This is a genomic window from Citrobacter sp. L55, from assembly GCF_002850715.1.
Classification (GTDB): domain Bacteria; phylum Pseudomonadota; class Gammaproteobacteria; order Enterobacterales; family Enterobacteriaceae; genus Citrobacter; species Citrobacter braakii.
Window position 1 is genome coordinate 1 of the sequence record NZ_KZ559419.1, and the last position, 17,015, is coordinate 17,015.

Below are 17,015 nucleotides of genomic sequence, written 5' to 3' on the forward strand. Positions count from 1 at the left end.
TTTCGCGGGCGATCTTAGCAACATTGGCATCAGGTTGGGATGCCAGGTCAACGATGCGAAGTTTGAAGTCATTGGAATAAACAGTGCGGGATTCAGTTCGCCAGTCGGCAGCATTGTCCATGAATAGAGCTCCTTCTAAATTAGGTGGAGCTCTAAGCTAGCGATCCCGGAACCAGAATCACAGGCGGCAGTGGCTAGACGCTTACCTTGGCGGGCTGGGCGCACTGGGGTTGCTTCTCAATCGTGGAGCGGCTTCGTTATGTAAAGGACTGGTGTGGCTGGCGGCCGCGGTGGGGGTGGTTTTTATCTTCGCCATCCCGCAAATCTATCAGTTGCCGACGGTGGTCACCTGGCGGACATCTTACACTACGGTGATGATGGTACTGACTCCGATGATCGGAGGTGGCATTCTGGCCGGACTGTTTGGTCTGCGCCTGGGGTTGCTGGTGAGTGTGCTGGCGATTCTGGTCAGCTTCTGCCTGCGTCCAGGCTATATTTTGACGCTTATGGATGCTGATGGGGTGCTAACTGCGGCTCAATCCAGTTGGTTCACTGCTCAGGTTGTACTGCTAGCTGTCGGCATTGTCGGTGTGGTGGCCTGGGTACGACTCAAAACTAATGTGGCCGTTCTGGCGACCACGTCACTGGTGGTTATCGCTGCGGAACTGGTGGGTAGGATCGCATTCTACAACCTGTGGACGTTGCCGATGTAATCTGTGAGCGGCTGTAGCCGCTCTGTTTTCAGGAGAACTCAGGATGTCCCCCAATATTGTATTACCGAGGATCCTCGGTGCACTGTTTTACTACTCTCCGGAACGACCAGAGGTGAAAGCACTTTTCGATTGTCTGCCCACTCTGTCGGAGCTGTACCCATGGAGCGACCCTGCGGGAACAGCTTCACTGTGCGCAGACTGGCCGTTTCCCGATAATGACGAACTGGCATGGCAATTCTCCGTGCTGTTTGAAGGGCAGGGCGAGATGCCCGTGCCACCCTGGGGATCTGTCTGGCTGGAACGCGATAACCTGCTAATGGGCAATACCACCGCTAAGTACCGGGCGTTTCTGCAGTCTCAGGGAATGACTTTTAATTCGGGTCAAAATGAGCCGGAAGATCAGTTTGGGCTGATGTTGTTAGCCTGCAGTGCGATACTTGATGCTGGAAAAGATGCGGCAGTTAATCAGCTGTTAGAGGTTTATTTGTTACCGTGGGGATATCGCTATCTTGAACGTCTGCAGGGCAACAGGGTGAGTCCGTTCTATGCTCGCCTTGCCGCCGTGACCACGCGCTATTTGCAGGATTTGCAACAGCAACGGGCGTTGCAACCTGCGGTGAAGCGGCTGTATTTCGGATGAACAAATCAGAGAAATATTATCATGAATTGATGGCTCACCGGCACGTCAGTCGGCGCGGACTGTTTCGTGCGTTTGTCAGCGCGGCAAAGCACACAACGCCAGAAGTACTGTCTACCCGGCTGGGACATTCGTTGCCGCCAGGGGCGGTTCCTGATGCGGAGTTCATAACCCAGTGTACCCAATGTAGTCAGTGCATTGATGTCTGCCCAATGGGAGTCCTGTCCAGACATGAAGACGGTTACCCGCAACTGATGATTGAATATGCCAGTTGTGATGGCTGTGGTTTGTGTATCGCAGCATGTTCGAGTGACGCGCTACGCGTGCAGTCTCGTTTTGATACCGGACTGCGCCCGGTGTTCTGTAACTCTGCCTGTGTGAATCCTGTCAGACAGTGTAAACAGTGCGTGGATGTATGCCCACGACAGGCTTGCTTTATTAATGAGTCTGGACGGATGTCGGCTGACAACGAACGCTGTGATGGTTGTGGCGAATGCGTTGTCCAGTGCCCTCACAATGCTGTGACACTATATTAATGAGTCAGGGTGTCATGAAGAGAGGAAACGAGGTATTAACAGGCTATTTATATCCCTGATATTATTTTTCAGGCGACAATGTACATGCAGAGCCGTCCAGCGCGATAGAGAGTCTCCGAAAATCGGTTCAACATGCTAAATTATCCGGTATAAAGGTCGCATTGTTTAAACTGCGACCTTTTGGACGATCAGGCTGAAATTTTCAGGGATTTACTATTTCAGTGCTTTTCTTATTCTCTCTAATCCTTCTTGTATCACGGCGCGTGGACAGGCAAGATTAATCCGTATGTAACCCTCTCCATTGCTTACAAACATGTTCCCGCCTTCAAGCAGTATTCCCGTCTGGTTGGCGAAATAGAGAGAAAGCTGTTGTCGGTAATGGTGCCAACTTACTGATTTAGTGTACGATGGTGTTTTTGAGGTGCTCCCGTGGCTTCCATCTCCATCAGTTGTCCCTCCTGCTCAGCTACTGAAGGCGTGGTGCGTAACGGTAAAAGTACTGCCGGACATCAGCGCTATCTCTGCTCTCACTGCCGTAAAACATGGCAGCTACAGTTCACTTACACCGCCTCTCAGCCCGGTACACACCAGAAAATCATTGATATGGCCATGAATGGTGTTGGATGCCGGGCAACCGCCCGCATTATGGGCGTTGGCCTCAACACGATTTTACGTCACTTAAAAAACTCAGGCCGCAGTCGGTAACCTCGCGCATACAGCCGGGCAGTGATGTGATTGTCTGCGCTGAAATGGACGAACAGTGGGGCTACGTCGGTGCTAAATCACGTCAGCGCTGGCTGTTTTACGCGTATGACAGGATACGGAGGACGGTTGTGGCGCACGTCTTCGGTGAACGCACTCTGGCCACACTGGAGCGTCTTCTGAGCCTGCTGTCGGCCTTTGAGGTCGTGGTATGGATGACGGATGGCTGGCCGCTGTATGAATCCCGCCTGAAGGGAAAGCTGCACGTAATCAGCAAGCGTTACACTCAGCGCATTGAGCGACATAACCTGAATCTGAGACAACATCTGGCAAGGCTGGGACAGAAGTCACTGTCGTTCTCAAAATCGGTGGAGCTGCATGACAAGGTCATCGGGCATTATCTGAACATAAAACACTATCAGTAAGTTGGAGTCATTACCCGGCCAGCCTTAGCCGTAGCTAAGGATAATCGCGAAAATATACTACGGCAGAGGCTTAACGTCAGTATTTCTACTGCTGAGCATAAGCGGTGGTCACGAATGCCGCGAGGCGGCATGGAGGCGCCATCAGGTGGTAAACAGAATACTGATGGTGAGTGGCGCCGGGACCCGGCGTAGCCGGAAATGCAGCTTCAATATTCGGGTTAAGAATGCCGAGCAGTGCGCAGGCATTCCGGGAATGCGCCAGAGGCGCATAGAGGCGCCCTCAGAAGTTGACCAGAGCACGGTTGTTAATGGCGCCGTAGCCCGGCGCAGCCGGTTACGCTGTTGACAGGTTCCACCAATCCATCCCTTCGCCCTGCTAAGCCATAACCCGCTGATAGCCATGATGTGGTTTCATTAAGCCCTTTTAACTCCGGTGAGCGGGCTGTACGGCGCTTGCGACGTACAGGGCGTGATTTCCGGAGCCGTGGTGCCGGCGAAGCCGGTGCCCGGGGGCTGTACTGAGAACCTGCCGCGATGTTACTGGCAGCAACTTAAATGTTTAGTTACATCATCCAGCATTTAAAGCGATGTTGTTCCGGGCCTTTGGCCCGGGGCGGCCTCGCTTTTCAGTGCCGGGAGGGGCTGGATGGTGGGTTTTTGCTCTGATTATGCTGTTCAAAATTCTGGATGTTGTAACTATTTGCACTGAAGGGGCCCGGCGCTGTGCGACGGGAGGTACTTCTGGTGTTTCCGAACCGGCGCGGACGTAAGTCCGCTGCAAGGGCGGGCCTTATATCATTTACTCACAGTGTTTCAGAGGATAAAGGATCTCCCTGCAGGCTTGCGATGCAGGGGATTAATAAAGGGGGGTTAGATTATTTTCCGGGTTTGCTGATATCTGTTTGTGAAAAGCTTTACTTATTTGTTTGCGGAAATGTGTGGATAACTCAGTCCTGTCGTCAATATGAACGCTCCTGCGACCGTAAAAATGGGAGAACACAGGGGGATGATGAAGAAAAAGCGATGGACTGCCGAAAAATGGGCGAACGGAACCAGCACCACAAGCCCCGTAAGGGGCTGGCGACAGAAAATTAACGGGGGCTGATATCGCTAGTGTGGTGGTGGGGCCGCCAGCGAAAGCTCCAGCTGGTACAGATTCTGGATAGCCATCAGCTCAAGACGCTCAGACGTACACCAGTATGCCTCATCAGGTGGCAGGGTTTTCATGATATGCCGCGACATCTCGTGAATCTGGCGGTCCGGGGGAAGCTTTGCCAGACGGTTGGCACGTTTACGCGCCGCGCCTTTCTCCCGACGGTACTTCAGTGCTTCCAGGCTGCGCTGCAGGTACCAGCGTTTTCTGGCCGCGTGGACAGAAATATCTTCATCTTCCCCCAGAATACCTTCCTCGATGAGCCGGCGACGTTCTTCACTCTCACGCAGCCGCTTCATCTGCTGTTCCTGTAGCTTCATCAGGTCCACGCCCAACATCTGCCAGCCGGTAGTGGTTATCCAGACGTATTTGGGCAGTCGCTTACGGGATTCCCGGTCCCAACTGGTTTCTTCTGATACACCCAGCGTACCAAAGCGCACCTGCTCAGAAATCAGGCAGGAAAGACGGGATACGGTGACTTCCGTTTCAGGTATGACACTCCCTTTTGCATCCTTTGGGCTGAGTTCTCTGGCCAGCCTGGATACACACATGCCCACAGTATGTTTGCCGGCATCGCAGAAACTGATTAGCACCGGCCACAGGGCATCGAGCAGTCGTTGTTTTTCCGGACGAAAGGCGTACTTACGCCCGGCACGCTGCCGTTCGCGGACATAAAAAGGGTGCAAAGACATATGCATACGCAGGCTGTACTGGCCCGTCACCGGATCTTTCTTCACCAGACGGTTATAGGCATGGCCAAGCTGCCCCCCCAGCGCTTTATAGTGCGCAGGACGGAACCAGGACGGATTTTCGCATTTGGGTTTGGTGGAGTGTTCGCCACGGCGACGACGTGTACGCTTCTTCTCAGGAGTTACCAGAAAAGAGGATGTGTCACCACCATCGACACCTTCCCAGAAACGGATCTGGTCTTCGGTCGACAGCTGACTCCAGTGTTGCGGATTGTGCCTTTCAGTCACCCCTTCCTGCGCTTATGTTGCACGGAAGGAGCAAATGGCACAGAAACAGGTATTGCAGTTTTCTGAGCATAAAACTATACTCCCCGTACAGAGCAACAGCTTCTGTACGGTTTAGTTAGGGCCCCGATAATCTTCATAGTCGCCAAACTTGAGAAAGATTATCGGGGTTTTTGCTTTTCTGGTCCCGGGTAGACACCATATCAGAACCAGTTCCCTGCCACCTTACGGCGTGGCCAGCCAAAAATATCTTTAGACGATCAGTAATCTAGCACTGGATCACCAGAGACTCAAGAAAGTTAATCCGTAACGTTGTTTCTGCACTCCAGAACGGCATCTTGTATCAATTTCTCTATCATCGCAGACTGAGTCATACCGTTAGCTGCACACAGTTGCTCCAAATCGGCCTTAAGAGATTTTTCTACATATACACGCATTTCTTTGTGCGTTTCTTTCAATTTCGCCACATGAGACTGCTGTCTCTGTAATGGAGAAAGTGGATTACCTTTCCTGTAAGCACGTTTAGATTTCGCTGAGGAAGTATCTACATTAGTGGCTTGCGACATCTCTGCCTCCTCAAGGATCAAACTTGGATCGTTTGCAGAGAATACTACAGATTCCTGAAATCAGCGACTTACTTTATGAACGTAACCCGCGTTGGCGCACGGTTTACGTCTGAGGATCGTGTCTTACTGCGTCAGTACGTCTGTTTCCAGTCCGTTCCCTGCGCCCAGCGGGATGCCCAGTGGTTCAGGTATTTCTGCGCGACTACCGGGTCGTCCCACACCACAAGCACGTTTTCTGAATTCGAACGGTCTGCTGCCCGGGAATAATTAAACGATCCCACTTCGGTGTGGCGGCCGTCGCTCACGATCACTTTGTCGTGCAGAATTTTGTACGCACTGACGGTACGTACCGGAATGCCGGCACCGACCAGCAAGTTCATTGCCGCCCTGCTGGCGTTGTTGTTTTTGCCGGTATTGGCTTTCCAGTCCAGCACCACTTTCACATCAACACCCCGGCGTTTTGCGTTGACAAGGGCGCTGACGACCTCCGGAGAGGTGAAGGAATAGCCCATCAGACGGATTTCCTGCTGTGAGCTCTCAATTGTCTTAAGAACCAACTGCAGAGCCGTACCTTCCGGAGAAAAACCGGTCTCAATGGTGGCGGCGTAAGTAATGGATACCGGAGAACACAGTGCCAGACCGAGCAGGCCGGGCAGAAGCCATCGGTGCACAGGGATTTTGTGAATTATTTGCATGGGATTTCCTTCACTGGATTTACTCAGAAACGCCGGAATCGGGGGAAACTCGTTTTTCCCCGATTGCCGGGGTTGGACAACGACGCCCTGCGGAGGCGTCAGGCCTTTGTGGTATTACGGAACCAGTAGCAGACAGGTCCGTCGCTGGTATCATGGACAGAGCCCAGGAACCAGCCATCATTATCCGGCGGTTCCGGCAGCCAGCCGCGCGCATCCGGTGCCTCGTCAGTGAATCCGGCAGCAAAGGCTTCAGGCGCCTCATCCCGCATGGTCATCACGAAGCACTCCAGTCCGTGGGTTCTCAGCCAGTAGCGAAGTTCTGCCGGGGTTTCACAGCCGCTGCGGGTCAGCGCAGGATGCGTCCAGTACCCATGTTCATCACGGTTTACATCGACGGGAGCAATCATTTTTCAGCCCTCCGGTCAGTATCACTTTCCGCTTCCCGTCCTGCTGTTTCTGGCTCCTGCTGCTGTAGCGCAAACCGACGCACACTTTCGAGCCAGGCAGCTCTGAAGCAGAATCCATCTCCCTCCCTGATTTGCGCTGCATGGTTTACCACCCATATCAGCGCCGTGATGAAATATCCGATAACCAGCAGGCTACCCACAATCCGAACCTGTTTTTCCGCGCTGAGCGTGCGCCAGTCCCTGACGACACTGGCCGTTTCTTCCGGAACTAACCAGCAGAACAGAGCGGCCCCGAGCAGCATTACAACTGGCCCGCGCAAGATGACGATGCGCAGACAATTCCGCAGCCCCCGCCACCACAGCAGTGTCTGCTTCCGGTACAGCGCATCGTCCTGCAGTATCTGCCAGATGAGTTCCGCCTTCTCATGCTGCCGCATTCCGGTGAAGGAACTGTCGCAGCGGACGAACGTCACCGGGGATGAAGTCAGGTGGCGCACCCTGTCTGTCTCACGTGTATACAGCGCTAACGCCGCCCACAGGAATGCGGTCAACACTGTGCCATGCAGATAAAATGAACCGCCATTAACAGGGCCAGCGGCGGACACCTGAACTGAAAATACCGCAGCCAGTGGCAGGCTGACGGACAGAATCAGCATTAATTGCGGCACACGTAACATGAAATACCTGAAGAAACTCATGACTTACCCTCCGACACCCACTCCGGATAGCCATTGCCGCTGTCGCAACGCAGCGTTTTCCTGTCGACCGTAATGACGTAGCCCGGCGAGTACTGTTTTTCACCGTCGCTGCAACGCCTGTCCTCTTTCAGGCTGTTTGACCTGATGACCTCCGCCAGAATCTGGCGCAACAGCACGTTAGTCGTTACCTGTTCCCCCTTCTGGCTCAGATACTCAGGTTGTGGAGTGCTGCCGAATGGCGGGCCCACATACTGAGTCTGTGGAGTACTGTCAAATCCGGCAAATGCCAGACCGCCAGACATCAGCAATGCGACAGCAGCTGAGAGAATGATTGTCTTGTTTTTCATGATGATTTCCTTTCAGTCATGAATTTTTGAGCAAAGAGACTGACTTTCTGGTAAGACAGCCAGATAAGGGGTGGCCCTGACATCAGCGCGCAGGTTTTAAGACTGGCCCCTTCCGCCTGGAAGCTGCGTAAAGACAGATATCCCGTCAGGCAGACAAGAATCGCGACACAAATCAGGACGCCATATTTAAGAACGCGCATACATACTCCTTTGTTTATGTGGGAAATCGGAAACTGACATCAGCGCAGACTGACCAGCAGCGCGATAAGTATCAGATGGAGGGCGTAACCCGGCGCAAACCAGCGTCCGGCCTGCAGACGTCGTCCGGAAGCCGGTACCAGCCCGTGAACACAGAACAGCACCGTCAGCGTCAGAATCACGCCGGAAAGCATCATCACATCCCCGTGACGGGCGTTAAGCAGGGCAACCAGCAGCAGCCAGATGGCAAACAGGGCGGGCCGCAGCGTGTCCCGGACCTGCCAGACCAGCAGCGCCCCGGCGAGCATCAGCAGACCGGATATGCCGTAGCTGGCAGAACTGAGCGGCAGATACCCCACCAGGGCCGCGAAGGCGGCAATGCCACTGAGTACAGTCGTGTTCTGCAGGAACCGGGTCATCTGCATAACCACCGCAAAAGTGAACAGGATATTGAGTTGCCACCAGACCAGTCCCGCGTCCCGGAAGGCCAGCCAGTAACCTGGCTGGGCCAGGAGCGCCATCAGCCACAGACGGTTCAGGCTTCGTTGCCTGAGGGTTTTACCTGTCAGGTTGCACCCGCTGACCAGTGCAAACAGGGGGAATGCACAGCGCCCGGCCATATTCAGCAGCGGCAGGTCAGCCTGAAAGGCGGTGGCGAGGTGGTCCCCCACCATCGCCATGAACGCGACCATCCGGATAACATCGCGCTGCAGGCCGGAGAGGGTCAGGACCGGTCTGATGTGATGTACGGCAACGGGTTCCGGATTCATGCGGTCCCCTCCGGACGCTGTGCACACAGATGCGCCCTGACGCGCTCCGCCAGCTGCTGTTCGTCATCACCCCGCAGCAGCGGGATACCCGCCTGCTTCAGTACTTCCTCCAGCAACAGGTCCCGCCGCTGGCGCTTCGGTGCCTGATGGGTACGGTCGTCCAGCTCCACCGCTGCCACGATACGCCCGTCACGGTCCGTGATAACCACATCGCAGTGCCACTGTGAGACCAGACGGAACAGCTGCCACCATTCCCGGCTGCCGGACTTCCGGTCGGGGGCCACGCGGACGATATCGGCCACACGAACCTGCGGACACAGACGCCACTGGCGGGAATCGGTCACCCTGTCGAGGCGACGCAGAAAGCGCTGTTCCCGCACCGTCATCAGACGTCCGGCACTGACAAACGACGGCCTGCCACACAGCAGCTGCTCCGCCGTCCCCGGACGCATTCCCCGTGCACGCAGTGCCTGCAACAGGGGATGGCTGGCCCGACCAGCCTGCCGGAGCAGCACCACAAAACCAGCCAGCAGAATGACAATAATAACAATCGCAATAACCATACTTTTTATCTCCCTTAATCAGTCCCCACCGAGCGTTTTTTCCAGCTCAATCTCTTTCTCCGGCACATTCACCACCCACTCACGCTCGGTACGCTCCATCTGTTCGCGCACCTGCTGGCGGGGTCCCCGGCCTTCCGCCACTGCTTCCCGGACAGCCTCATCCAGTTCCCGGGTTTCCCGGTCTGTACCGTCCCGCAGACGGCGTTCGTCACTGGCTGACAGCTGCGGGTCAGGCTTATCACCTTCCGTCCCCGGCAATGCCGGCAGCAATTCCTGCCGGGCCTGCTCCGCCAGTTCCCGCGCCGCTTTTTCCTGCGCCTCTGCCAGCTTCTGCTGCTCATCCGGAGGCAACGTAATGGGGTCTTCCGCTTTCGCCGCCGCTTCAGCCTCCGCCACACTGCGCACTGTCCGGGCCACCTCATCAGGCTCCGTGATCCGCCCCCCGGTCAGGCGGGCTGCATTGAGCAGCCTTTCTTCACCGTGCAGGCGTATCACCACCCCACTTTCCGGGTTCTCCTGTGCCAGGCGCAGCGCCGTCTGCGCATCATCAGCAATGAGTGTCTGTCCGTTACGGCTGGCCTGCAGGCCGGCGAACTGCGCATCCTCTCCCCCACGCAACCGGGACTCTTCACTGAGCACCACGCGCATCCCGTCATCCTCGATGCGGATTTCGGTCAGCAGCGCCCCTGCCTCTTTCCCGTGACGGGTCCAGACCGGCAGGGCCACATACGGTGCGGGGTATTTTTTGCCGGCAGCAATGAAGCGGGCCATTGTTTCGCCCTCAAGGCCGTTTTCCGCCAGAACCCTGCGCCCCAGCGCGGTTTTATCCAGTCGTGAGGCAGTGGCCAGCAGTCGGTTGCCGGTGTCGGATTCGTGGTCACTTTTCTGGTGCAGCAGGTCGTGGGCGGTCTGACCGGCATTTGAGTGCCGGGCATCGGCCCGCCAGCCCGCCAGGTTGTCGGTGTAGACCTGCACATGCTCTTTTGCGCGTGACAGCGTCACGTAGGTGGATTCCAGAGACGCCATTCGTTTCCTGCCGCCTTCCGTACCGGTCAGGGCAATGGCAAAGCGCTCGCTGGCACCCTGCACGCCATACACCGTCAGGGCGTAAGCGAGGTCAATATGACGGTCCTCCGTCATCGCCTGCGGGTCGACGACTTTCTCCTGGTCTCCCTGGCGGAACCGGATGGCACCATCATCAGTGAACCCTGCCACTTCCCACAAGCTGTTGGCCACATAGCCCCGGTCGGTGTCCGAGCGGGTAAAGCGAACCCGGTCCCCCTGGCTGAGCGTCAGGTCGCGGGGCGTGAAGAGGGAAATATCCTGCGACGTGTTCTGCTGGGGAGAAATCAGCACCGATTCCCCGTCGGCATTCCGCAGCGTGACCACGGCGTCCTCCGTGTTCACGTCCGCTACCGTCCAGTAGCGCTCATTCATCATGGCCACCGCGCCGGTGTACGCGGCGAACGTTTCGACGGCCCGCAGAACGTTATCCGGTACCCGCAGCGGCTCCAGCACGGTGAACGTACGCTCCTCTGCGCCGGTATCGCCTTTCTCATGCCGGGCGGCATGGATGGCCTCATTGATGGCATGACGGTCGGCGTTCAGTTCTGCCACAACCAGCGTCTGCTGCTGCGCCTCACGGGTACGGCCCATCCAGTCGTCCCGGATGGCTTCAATGATGTCGGTGCGCACCAGGGCCAGCTGTTCCACAGACAGCGCCTGCTGTCCGGAAGCCACGAGATACCCCTGCTCCGGGTCCTTTTTCGGTTCACGGATTTCCATCACGGAATTATCGGGCACCCAGGCTCCGGGCTGACGCGGAACCTGCTGTGGGGTGACGTCATCCACCTGGTGCAGGGACATCTCCACCTGACCGGCGATGATGCTTTCAATCGCCGGACGCAGCGCCGGGGTCTGGCGGACAATCTCCTGCATCACCACCGTATCGATGGCGCTGCGCTGCTGCACCAGGCGGAACGGCAGACCAGTGGAGATGGCCTGCAGCTGCGCGGTATCCCCGCTGGAGACCATCCGTCCGCCGCCGGCAGCAACCAGCTGGTAGAGTTCTGCCATGTCGCGGTTGCCCACCATAGAACTCTCATCCGTCAGGAACAGGACATTGCGGAAGTCCGGTGTTTCCCCGGCCTGAATGGCCAGCCGGGTTTCACTGAGGAAACTGGCGAGTGTGCGCGCCTCCACCCCGGCCTCGCGCATCTCATGCACCGCCCGGTGTGTCGGTCCCAGACCGATGACCTGCGGGCGTACGGACTCAGACAGGGTGTTCAGGGCACCCATCACCGCCCTGAACTGGGTCGTTTTCCCCACCCCGGCGTAGCCCTGAATGGCCATAAAGCGGTCGGTGTTCTCCAGCACTGCCCGCGTGGCCTCCCGCTGACCTGCCGTCAGGCCCGCCAGGACCGAGGCAGGCGTCAGCGCCATCAGGGGTTGTACAGCTTCCTTACCCTCAGCAATATGACGAATGATGGTCTTTTCCATCTCATACGCCACACGCGGGACCAGGACGCGGTTTCCCGCCCCGGCAACCGAATCCAGCTTAATCAGCGCCCCGCTGCCCACCTGGCGGGCGATTTCAGCCCGGACCGCCGCCAGCGGCTGGCCAGACTTCACCGCCTCGGCCAGCAGGGTAAGTTCACCGAGATGGACCAGCCCCTGCTGGGCGCGCGGGATGGCCAGACTCACCGCCTGCTCCGCATCCGACATCAGACGGTCCCGGCTGGCCTGTATGGCCGTATCCAGATTTGCCTCACCGGTCGACTGGCGAACCTGGTCACTGGCCAGGCGCACCGCAGACACACTTTCCACTTTGCGCGCCGCCTGCTCAGGCGCAAGCGGCGTATAAATCCGGATGTCGCTGCCACTCTGCGCCAGCGAGTTCAGGGTCTGTTTATTCAGGCCTCGCGGACCGACTGCAGCCAGTACCGTGCGCGACGCGCTGGTACCGGCCCCGGTCCCTTCCACATAGTCATGGGCCAGCTTCACAGCCCGGTCTGTGGGCAGACGCAGTTCCCGGTCGCCGCTGCGCAGCCGTACCGCGCCCTCTTCCAGCCCCGCCACTGTAAACTGTTCTTTCGCTTTGATGGCCCCCTTCAGCTCCCGCCCCAGTGCCCTGACGCGGTCCCCTTCAGAAACCGCCAGTGTCCGGCTGCGGTACAAACTCCAGCTGCCGTCCAGTTGCGTCACCTTCAGGGTCAGGCGACTCCCGTCTTCACCCTGCAGCACCAGACTGTTGGTCGCCTCTGCCACCCGGTCAATGGTATGGCGGGTCATCGTTTTCTTCTCAGCGTCCCACTGCTCCATCACCATCCCGGCCCGGTAATTATCACGCTGATGGCGGGTTTTGCTGTCCAGCCACACCGGCTCCAGCACCTGCAGCGTCACCTGCTCCCGACCCAGCGCACCCGCATCACGCCGCGTATCCCGGATAACCTCCGTCAGCTGCTGCTGTTCCCGGGCGCCGGTCACCTGGGCCACCACATCCCGCCCTTCATCCGACAGACGCACATAGTCCTGTGCCAGCTGGCTGTAACGGCTCCGCTTGTCCGCCTCGCTGACCAGCCGCACCTCCGGCAGTTGCGTGCCGTAAAACCGGTACTGGGGAATATCCGCCTCTTTGAGCACCGACAGGGCATTACCCGTGCCCTGCCGGTTCTCGGTATCCATGAATATCAGCTGTGCCCCGGCGCTGAGTGCCTTTTCCTGCAGCAGGACGGTCTCTTTCAGCGACAGTCGCTCCGCCCGGTCGACGATAACCGTCCCCTGCACCGGCAGTAAGGTGTCAGCGTTCATCTGCGAGCGCAGCATCACCTGGCCTGTCAGGTGCGGGCTTTCCGCCAGGAACTGGCCACTGCGACCATCGGCTGCAATCACCATTACTTCCCGTCCCTGAGAACGGGCCATCATGGCTACGTCTTCCGTGCGCTCCCGCAGGGCCTGTGCCCCCCCGCGCCCGCTGAGAATGGCAACCGGGCTTTTATCCTGGGTCAGGACAGAGACCGCATCCCCGGCGGGCATATCACGCTCTTTTGCCCGTTCCGGGAAGACCAGTACGGTCTGCTCCGCAACGGCTGTGCGCGCCAGCTGATGGACGCTGAGTTCATTCAGCAGGTGGATATCAGAAGTGAAGATGCCCTTCTCCCGGTCCAGGGGAATAAGCCGCTGCCCTTCAATCGCGACCTCAATACCGGCGCGTGCCTGTTCAAACAGGCCCGACACGGACGGCAGGCGGTTGACTGTGCCGGCCAGCATTTCGGACCAGGTGAACTGGACCTTTTTGTCCGACAGGGCCGAAATCGTGTCGCTGACGGCTTTCTGCACGTCTGATTCAGATATCTGAGCGGAAGACGCGCTGGCGGGCTGGCCTGTAGTCCGGATACCCTCTGTACTGCCAACAACAGGACCAGGTGGCTCCGCCCGCTTCTGCGCCTGGTTGATGTAGTTATCGATATCGAATTTTTCGTCGGTTAAGCGCCGGCGCCAGTCAGCTTTCAGCAGTTCAGGATCGGCCCAGGCTTTTGCCTGGCGGGTATCGAGTGCAGCAACATCACGAGATTTAGCTGAAGCGTCCGGCCCGGCGGCCTCCCGGATGGCCTGACTGCGCGAGGAAAAAACGTCCACCGGCACATCCTTCAGCTCCCACAGGCCATGTTTTCCTGCCGCCACCGTTTCGAATCCCATCGACTCAATGTCTTCCCGTAAGGCAGAACGGTACAGGTTTCCCAGCGCTATCTTGGTGGCGTACAGATTCTCAGAAAAACCGGTTTTCATCCGGGTATCGCTGGCCAGCGACCGCCATTTTTCACCGGCGAATGTCGCATTAAAGACCAGGGCGTGGGTGTGCACCTGCGGGTCAAGGTCCCGGGAGGTGTCATGGTTATAGAGTGCGGCCACCATACTGCCAGTCAGCACCGTTTCCGTTTTTCCCTCCTGCGTGATGCGGGCGCTGACCAGTTGCTCCACTTCCTGCATCACCACCGCCACGGCCCGGTTATGTGCCTCAATAAAACGCCGGTCTTCCCCGACTAGCGCCATGACGGAGACACTTTTGGGGGCGGAGAACGTCAGGTCATAGCCGCTGCGGTGTTTGTTGACACCATCCACCATCCGGGACAGGTCACTGCCATCAGGCAGTCTGCCCTGGCGGACCGCATCCATATCGGCGCTGGCCACTTCCCCCTTCAGGCCCAGCCTCTCCGCACCGTCCCCCATCCAGCGGGAATCCAGTGAACCGCTGGCATAGTAGTTGTCTTCGTGGCTGTAATAGCCCGCATCACCCTTGATGGAAGAAATGGAGAGCATCAGTATTCCCTCCCGTCATCGATCTCATGCGTTTTGTCTGTCGCATGGTTGATATTGACCTCTTCCCGGCGGGTCATGTCGCGGGTCTGATGCTGGCCCTGCTCCCAGGCCTCATAGGCCGCAAAATCCACCACTTCCCCGTCACCGTTCAGGCCCGGCGGCATCTCCCGGGGTAAATCCTGTTCGATATCCCGCTCTGTTCCCCCGGAGGAGGCTGAGCCACCTTCAGTGGTAACGGCAGTGGCAGCTGCACCGCCTGCCGCAGGCGTGGCGGAAGACACCGTACTCACGGCAGCCGCTGCCGGTACAGATACGGAGGGGGGCGTCACCGTTGGGGTGAAAAGCGGGGGAGTGACGACAGTGGGTGCGCTTTCCGGCACCGGCGTCATGGGAGTAAACAGGCCGTCCAGGCTCAGGCGTTCTTCTTCCGTACGGCGGACCAGCTCATCCTCAATATTCTTATCAAGACTGGTCTGCACATCCCGCAACAGCAGGGCGTCAGCCACTTTAGGCATCGCGTCATACTTCATGGTCAGTTTCACTACCGGGTAGCTTCCCGGCAGGGTGACAAAGCACTGCAGGTCGTTCAGGGACTGCACGTCCGAGTAGCTGACGATACTGACGCGTTCTTCCTCCTTGCCAAACGAAATCCCGTCACGCACCTGCTCATGACCAAAGCTGGTCTGTTCGCTGAATTTCAGGCGGCGGGTTTCCCCGATATCCTCTTCCACAAACTTCGCAATCTGGGCGCTCGGGGAACGGAAGAAAAATTTGGTGTTCAGCAGGTCGAATATCTCTGCGGCCCCTTTCGGCCCATAAATGTTTTCCATCTGGGCGAAGTTCTGAAATCCCAGGGCAAAGCAACCGCCAAACTTACGGGCTTCTGAAATAATACGCGGCAGGGTGGCCAGCTTGTGCAGTGAGGCCAGTTCGTCATAAAAAAACCAGACGCGGCGCTGACGGTTAGGTCCCATCGCCAGCAGACTGGTGGCGGCAATACTGAGCCACAGGGAGATCAGCGGTTTGAGCGACTCGTGGTTCTGTTCATCAGAGGTGATAAACAGCCAGCCATTCTTCGATTTATCCGCCTGGCCCTTCATCCATTCCCGGATGGTGAATTTCTCCCGTCCCGGGCGGTCAATGCCCTGCAGGTAACGCATCGCCTTGACGTAGTTGGTCAGTACGCTGCGGATGGAGATGGCAGTCTTCTCAATTTTGCCGTCAACCAGCGTGGAGGCGGGCGTTCCGGCGAGGAAAGCGCGTAACTGGTCCAGCTGAATTGCCAGCAGTGTACGCAGGAATTTGTTGTAGCTGCGGCCCTCGTCCTTACGCATGCGCTCTGCACCTTCCGCAAAGATGGTGCGCGCACTGCCCTGCCAGAACGGATCTTCGCCACTGCTGGCCGGGATCAGCGTTGTACTGGCATTCTCCAGTTCGGAAATCGTGCGGCACTCCTCCCATAAATCCCAGTTGGGACAACGGGTATCCAGCGCATTCAGCACTTCATCGCGGGATTCATCGTAGAAATCTTCCACGAACGTACAGCCCTTGTCGTAGATGATGACCAGGTCACCACGGTCACGCAGCTGCTTGAGGATTTTACGCATCAGGGTGGATTTACCGGTCGATACTGTCCCGTGCATGGCGAAGTTCTGGATTTCAGAATCCAGCTTCAGCGGCAGATCATCGATACGAATATCGGAGGCTTCTCCGCGTTTTTTCAGCAGGCGTGCCACGTCTTTCGGGGACTCACTGAGGACCCGGCCCCCGATGATTTCATCTTCACTCTGCTGGCGACCGGTACGCCCGAGATACCAGTACACGGCCAGTGTGGCCAGAAAAGCGACCAGCAGCGAAGCGCAACCGGCAATTATCAGCTCCTGTTTCAGCAACTGCCCGCAATAGACGGTGTAATTGTCGCTGAGGATCTGCCGGGCGCTGTACTGCAGGGTATGTTCGTAATACCGGATATTATAAACCGGCTGGCTGACCATTCGTTCCGTAAAAGGCGACATCACCCGGACGAACCAGTAAATAATACCGTTAGTCAGATTCTGAATACTCATACGCATCAGCAGGACGGCAATACCAAATAATACCGTCCCCATAATGACGTAATAAGAAATCAGATTATTTATCTGCAGGAACATTTTCAGGCGCATAAAAGCGACCTGACCGCCCTGCGTTAAGTCGCGAGGATTCAGGCTCATTATATTTTCCCGGAAGCGGACAACAGGCAGACGTGCCGGATACAGGCCAGTCTGCCGGGTTAACGGATTATTTAATGAAATTAAAGGGTGTAATGTATTTCA

16 protein-coding genes and 2 pseudogenes are annotated in these 17,015 nt (G+C 57.2%); 6 read left to right on the top strand and 12 right to left on the bottom strand.

Annotation, left to right across the window (positions count from 1 at the left end; translation table 11 throughout):
* Positions 1-200: 200 nt before the first annotated feature.
* From B9P82_RS24890 to B9P82_RS24920, 5 genes and pseudogenes are all read left to right on the top strand, one after another.
* Positions 201-713, top strand: a pseudogene (locus B9P82_RS24890) (DmsC/YnfH family molybdoenzyme membrane anchor subunit); the annotation flags it as partial.
* 43 nt (positions 714-756) lie between these two features.
* On the top strand, positions 757-1,353 hold the full coding sequence (locus B9P82_RS24895; RefSeq protein WP_023063504.1) for a TorD/DmsD family molecular chaperone: 597 nt from the start codon (positions 757-759) through the stop codon (positions 1,351-1,353).
* Between the two features lie 29 nt (positions 1,354-1,382).
* The gene (locus B9P82_RS24900; RefSeq protein WP_226792351.1) at positions 1,383-1,886 is read left to right on the top strand and encodes a 4Fe-4S binding protein; all 504 of its coding nucleotides are present in this window, start codon (positions 1,383-1,385) and stop codon (positions 1,884-1,886) included.
* Between the two features lie 429 nt (positions 1,887-2,315).
* A protein-coding gene (locus B9P82_RS24910) for an IS1 family transposase (protein ID WP_246842166.1) occupies positions 2,316-3,013 on the top strand; the annotation gives its coding sequence in 2 pieces (ribosomal slippage) (positions 2,316-2,565 and positions 2,565-3,013; 699 coding nt in all).
* Positions 3,014-3,859: 846 nt separating this feature from the next.
* Positions 3,860-4,108: a hypothetical protein gene (locus B9P82_RS24920; RefSeq protein ID WP_101701150.1), complete on the top strand. Its 249-nt coding sequence runs from the start codon at positions 3,860-3,862 to the stop codon at positions 4,106-4,108.
* A gap of 15 nt (positions 4,109-4,123) precedes the next feature.
* Here B9P82_RS24920 and repA (B9P82_RS24925) read toward each other — a convergent pair whose 3' ends face one another.
* On the bottom strand, positions 4,124-5,143 hold the full coding sequence (gene repA, locus B9P82_RS24925; protein WP_101701151.1) for a plasmid replication initiator RepA: 1,020 nt from the start codon (positions 5,141-5,143) through the stop codon (positions 4,124-4,126).
* Positions 5,136-5,213: a RepA leader peptide Tap gene (tap, locus tag B9P82_RS24930; protein WP_072058405.1), complete on the bottom strand. Its 78-nt coding sequence runs from the start codon at positions 5,211-5,213 to the stop codon at positions 5,136-5,138. The genes repA (B9P82_RS24925) and tap overlap by 8 nt, the downstream gene beginning before the upstream one ends.
* 78 nt (positions 5,214-5,291) lie before the next feature.
* Here tap and B9P82_RS29530 point away from each other — a divergent pair.
* Positions 5,292-5,407: pseudogene (locus B9P82_RS29530) on the top strand (replication protein RepA).
* Between the two features lie 32 nt (positions 5,408-5,439).
* On the opposite strand, the gene repA (B9P82_RS24935) reads toward B9P82_RS29530, so the two are convergent.
* From repA (B9P82_RS24935) to traD, 10 genes are all read right to left on the bottom strand, one after another.
* Positions 5,440-5,706 (bottom strand): replication regulatory protein RepA, encoded by a 267-nt coding sequence (gene repA / locus B9P82_RS24935; protein WP_080073012.1) that lies wholly within the window; start codon positions 5,704-5,706, stop codon positions 5,440-5,442.
* 131 nt (positions 5,707-5,837) lie between these two features.
* Complete coding sequence (locus B9P82_RS24940; RefSeq protein WP_101701152.1) at positions 5,838-6,401, bottom strand: phospholipase D family nuclease; 564 nt, start codon at positions 6,399-6,401, stop codon at positions 5,838-5,840.
* Positions 6,402-6,499: 98 nt separating this feature from the next.
* On the bottom strand, positions 6,500-6,808 hold the full coding sequence (locus tag B9P82_RS24945; RefSeq protein ID WP_101701153.1) for a hypothetical protein: 309 nt from the start codon (positions 6,806-6,808) through the stop codon (positions 6,500-6,502).
* A complete protein-coding gene (locus tag B9P82_RS24950; protein ID WP_101701154.1) occupies positions 6,805-7,485 on the bottom strand; it encodes a hypothetical protein in 681 nt (226 codons plus the stop codon). Before B9P82_RS24950 ends, B9P82_RS24945 begins: the two co-directional genes overlap by 4 nt.
* Positions 7,486-7,502: 17 nt before the next feature.
* Positions 7,503-7,853, bottom strand: coding sequence for a hypothetical protein (locus B9P82_RS24955; RefSeq protein WP_101701155.1), 351 nt, complete (start codon positions 7,851-7,853; stop codon positions 7,503-7,505).
* The gene (locus B9P82_RS24960) at positions 7,850-8,053 is read right to left on the bottom strand and encodes a hypothetical protein (protein WP_101701156.1); all 204 of its coding nucleotides are present in this window, start codon (positions 8,051-8,053) and stop codon (positions 7,850-7,852) included. The genes B9P82_RS24955 and B9P82_RS24960 overlap by 4 nt, the downstream gene beginning before the upstream one ends.
* A 39-nt stretch (positions 8,054-8,092) precedes the next feature.
* Positions 8,093-8,821, bottom strand: coding sequence for a type-F conjugative transfer system pilin acetylase TraX (gene traX / locus B9P82_RS24965; RefSeq protein WP_101701157.1), 729 nt, complete (start codon positions 8,819-8,821; stop codon positions 8,093-8,095).
* Positions 8,818-9,384 (bottom strand): DUF2726 domain-containing protein, encoded by a 567-nt coding sequence (locus tag B9P82_RS24970; RefSeq protein WP_101701158.1) that lies wholly within the window; start codon positions 9,382-9,384, stop codon positions 8,818-8,820. The genes traX and B9P82_RS24970 overlap by 4 nt, the downstream gene beginning before the upstream one ends.
* A gap of 18 nt (positions 9,385-9,402) precedes the next feature.
* Complete coding sequence (gene traI, locus B9P82_RS24975; protein WP_101701159.1) at positions 9,403-14,703, bottom strand: conjugative transfer relaxase/helicase TraI; 5,301 nt, start codon at positions 14,701-14,703, stop codon at positions 9,403-9,405.
* Positions 14,703-16,913, bottom strand: coding sequence for a type IV conjugative transfer system coupling protein TraD (gene traD, locus B9P82_RS24980; RefSeq protein ID WP_101701160.1), 2,211 nt, complete (start codon positions 16,911-16,913; stop codon positions 14,703-14,705). The genes traI and traD overlap by 1 nt, the downstream gene beginning before the upstream one ends.
* Between the last annotated feature and the right edge of the window lie 102 nt (positions 16,914-17,015).

Coding starts and splice junctions, on each gene's coding strand:
- B9P82_RS24895 (WP_023063504.1), top strand. CDS start 757: ATGTCCCCCAATATTGTATTACCGAGGATCCTCGGTGCACTGTTTTAC.
- B9P82_RS24900 (WP_226792351.1), top strand. CDS start 1,383: ATGGCTCACCGGCACGTCAGTCGGCGCGGACTGTTTCGTGCGTTTGTC.
- B9P82_RS24920 (WP_101701150.1), top strand. CDS start 3,860: ATGCAGGGGATTAATAAAGGGGGGTTAGATTATTTTCCGGGTTTGCTG.
- tap (WP_072058405.1), bottom strand. CDS start 5,213: ATGCTCAGAAAACTGCAATACCTGTTTCTGTGCCATTTGCTCCTTCCG.
- repA (WP_080073012.1), bottom strand. CDS start 5,706: ATGTCGCAAGCCACTAATGTAGATACTTCCTCAGCGAAATCTAAACGT.
- B9P82_RS24940 (WP_101701152.1), bottom strand. CDS start 6,401: ATGCAAATAATTCACAAAATCCCTGTGCACCGATGGCTTCTGCCCGGC.
- B9P82_RS24945 (WP_101701153.1), bottom strand. CDS start 6,808: ATGATTGCTCCCGTCGATGTAAACCGTGATGAACATGGGTACTGGACG.
- B9P82_RS24950 (WP_101701154.1), bottom strand. CDS start 7,485: ATGTTACGTGTGCCGCAATTAATGCTGATTCTGTCCGTCAGCCTGCCA.
- B9P82_RS24955 (WP_101701155.1), bottom strand. CDS start 7,853: ATGAAAAACAAGACAATCATTCTCTCAGCTGCTGTCGCATTGCTGATG.
- B9P82_RS24960 (WP_101701156.1), bottom strand. CDS start 8,053: ATGCGCGTTCTTAAATATGGCGTCCTGATTTGTGTCGCGATTCTTGTC.
- traX (WP_101701157.1), bottom strand. CDS start 8,821: ATGAATCCGGAACCCGTTGCCGTACATCACATCAGACCGGTCCTGACC.
- B9P82_RS24970 (WP_101701158.1), bottom strand. CDS start 9,384: ATGGTTATTGCGATTGTTATTATTGTCATTCTGCTGGCTGGTTTTGTG.
- traI (WP_101701159.1), bottom strand. CDS start 14,703: ATGCTCTCCATTTCTTCCATCAAGGGTGATGCGGGCTATTACAGCCAC.
- traD (WP_101701160.1), bottom strand. CDS start 16,913: ATGAGCCTGAATCCTCGCGACTTAACGCAGGGCGGTCAGGTCGCTTTT.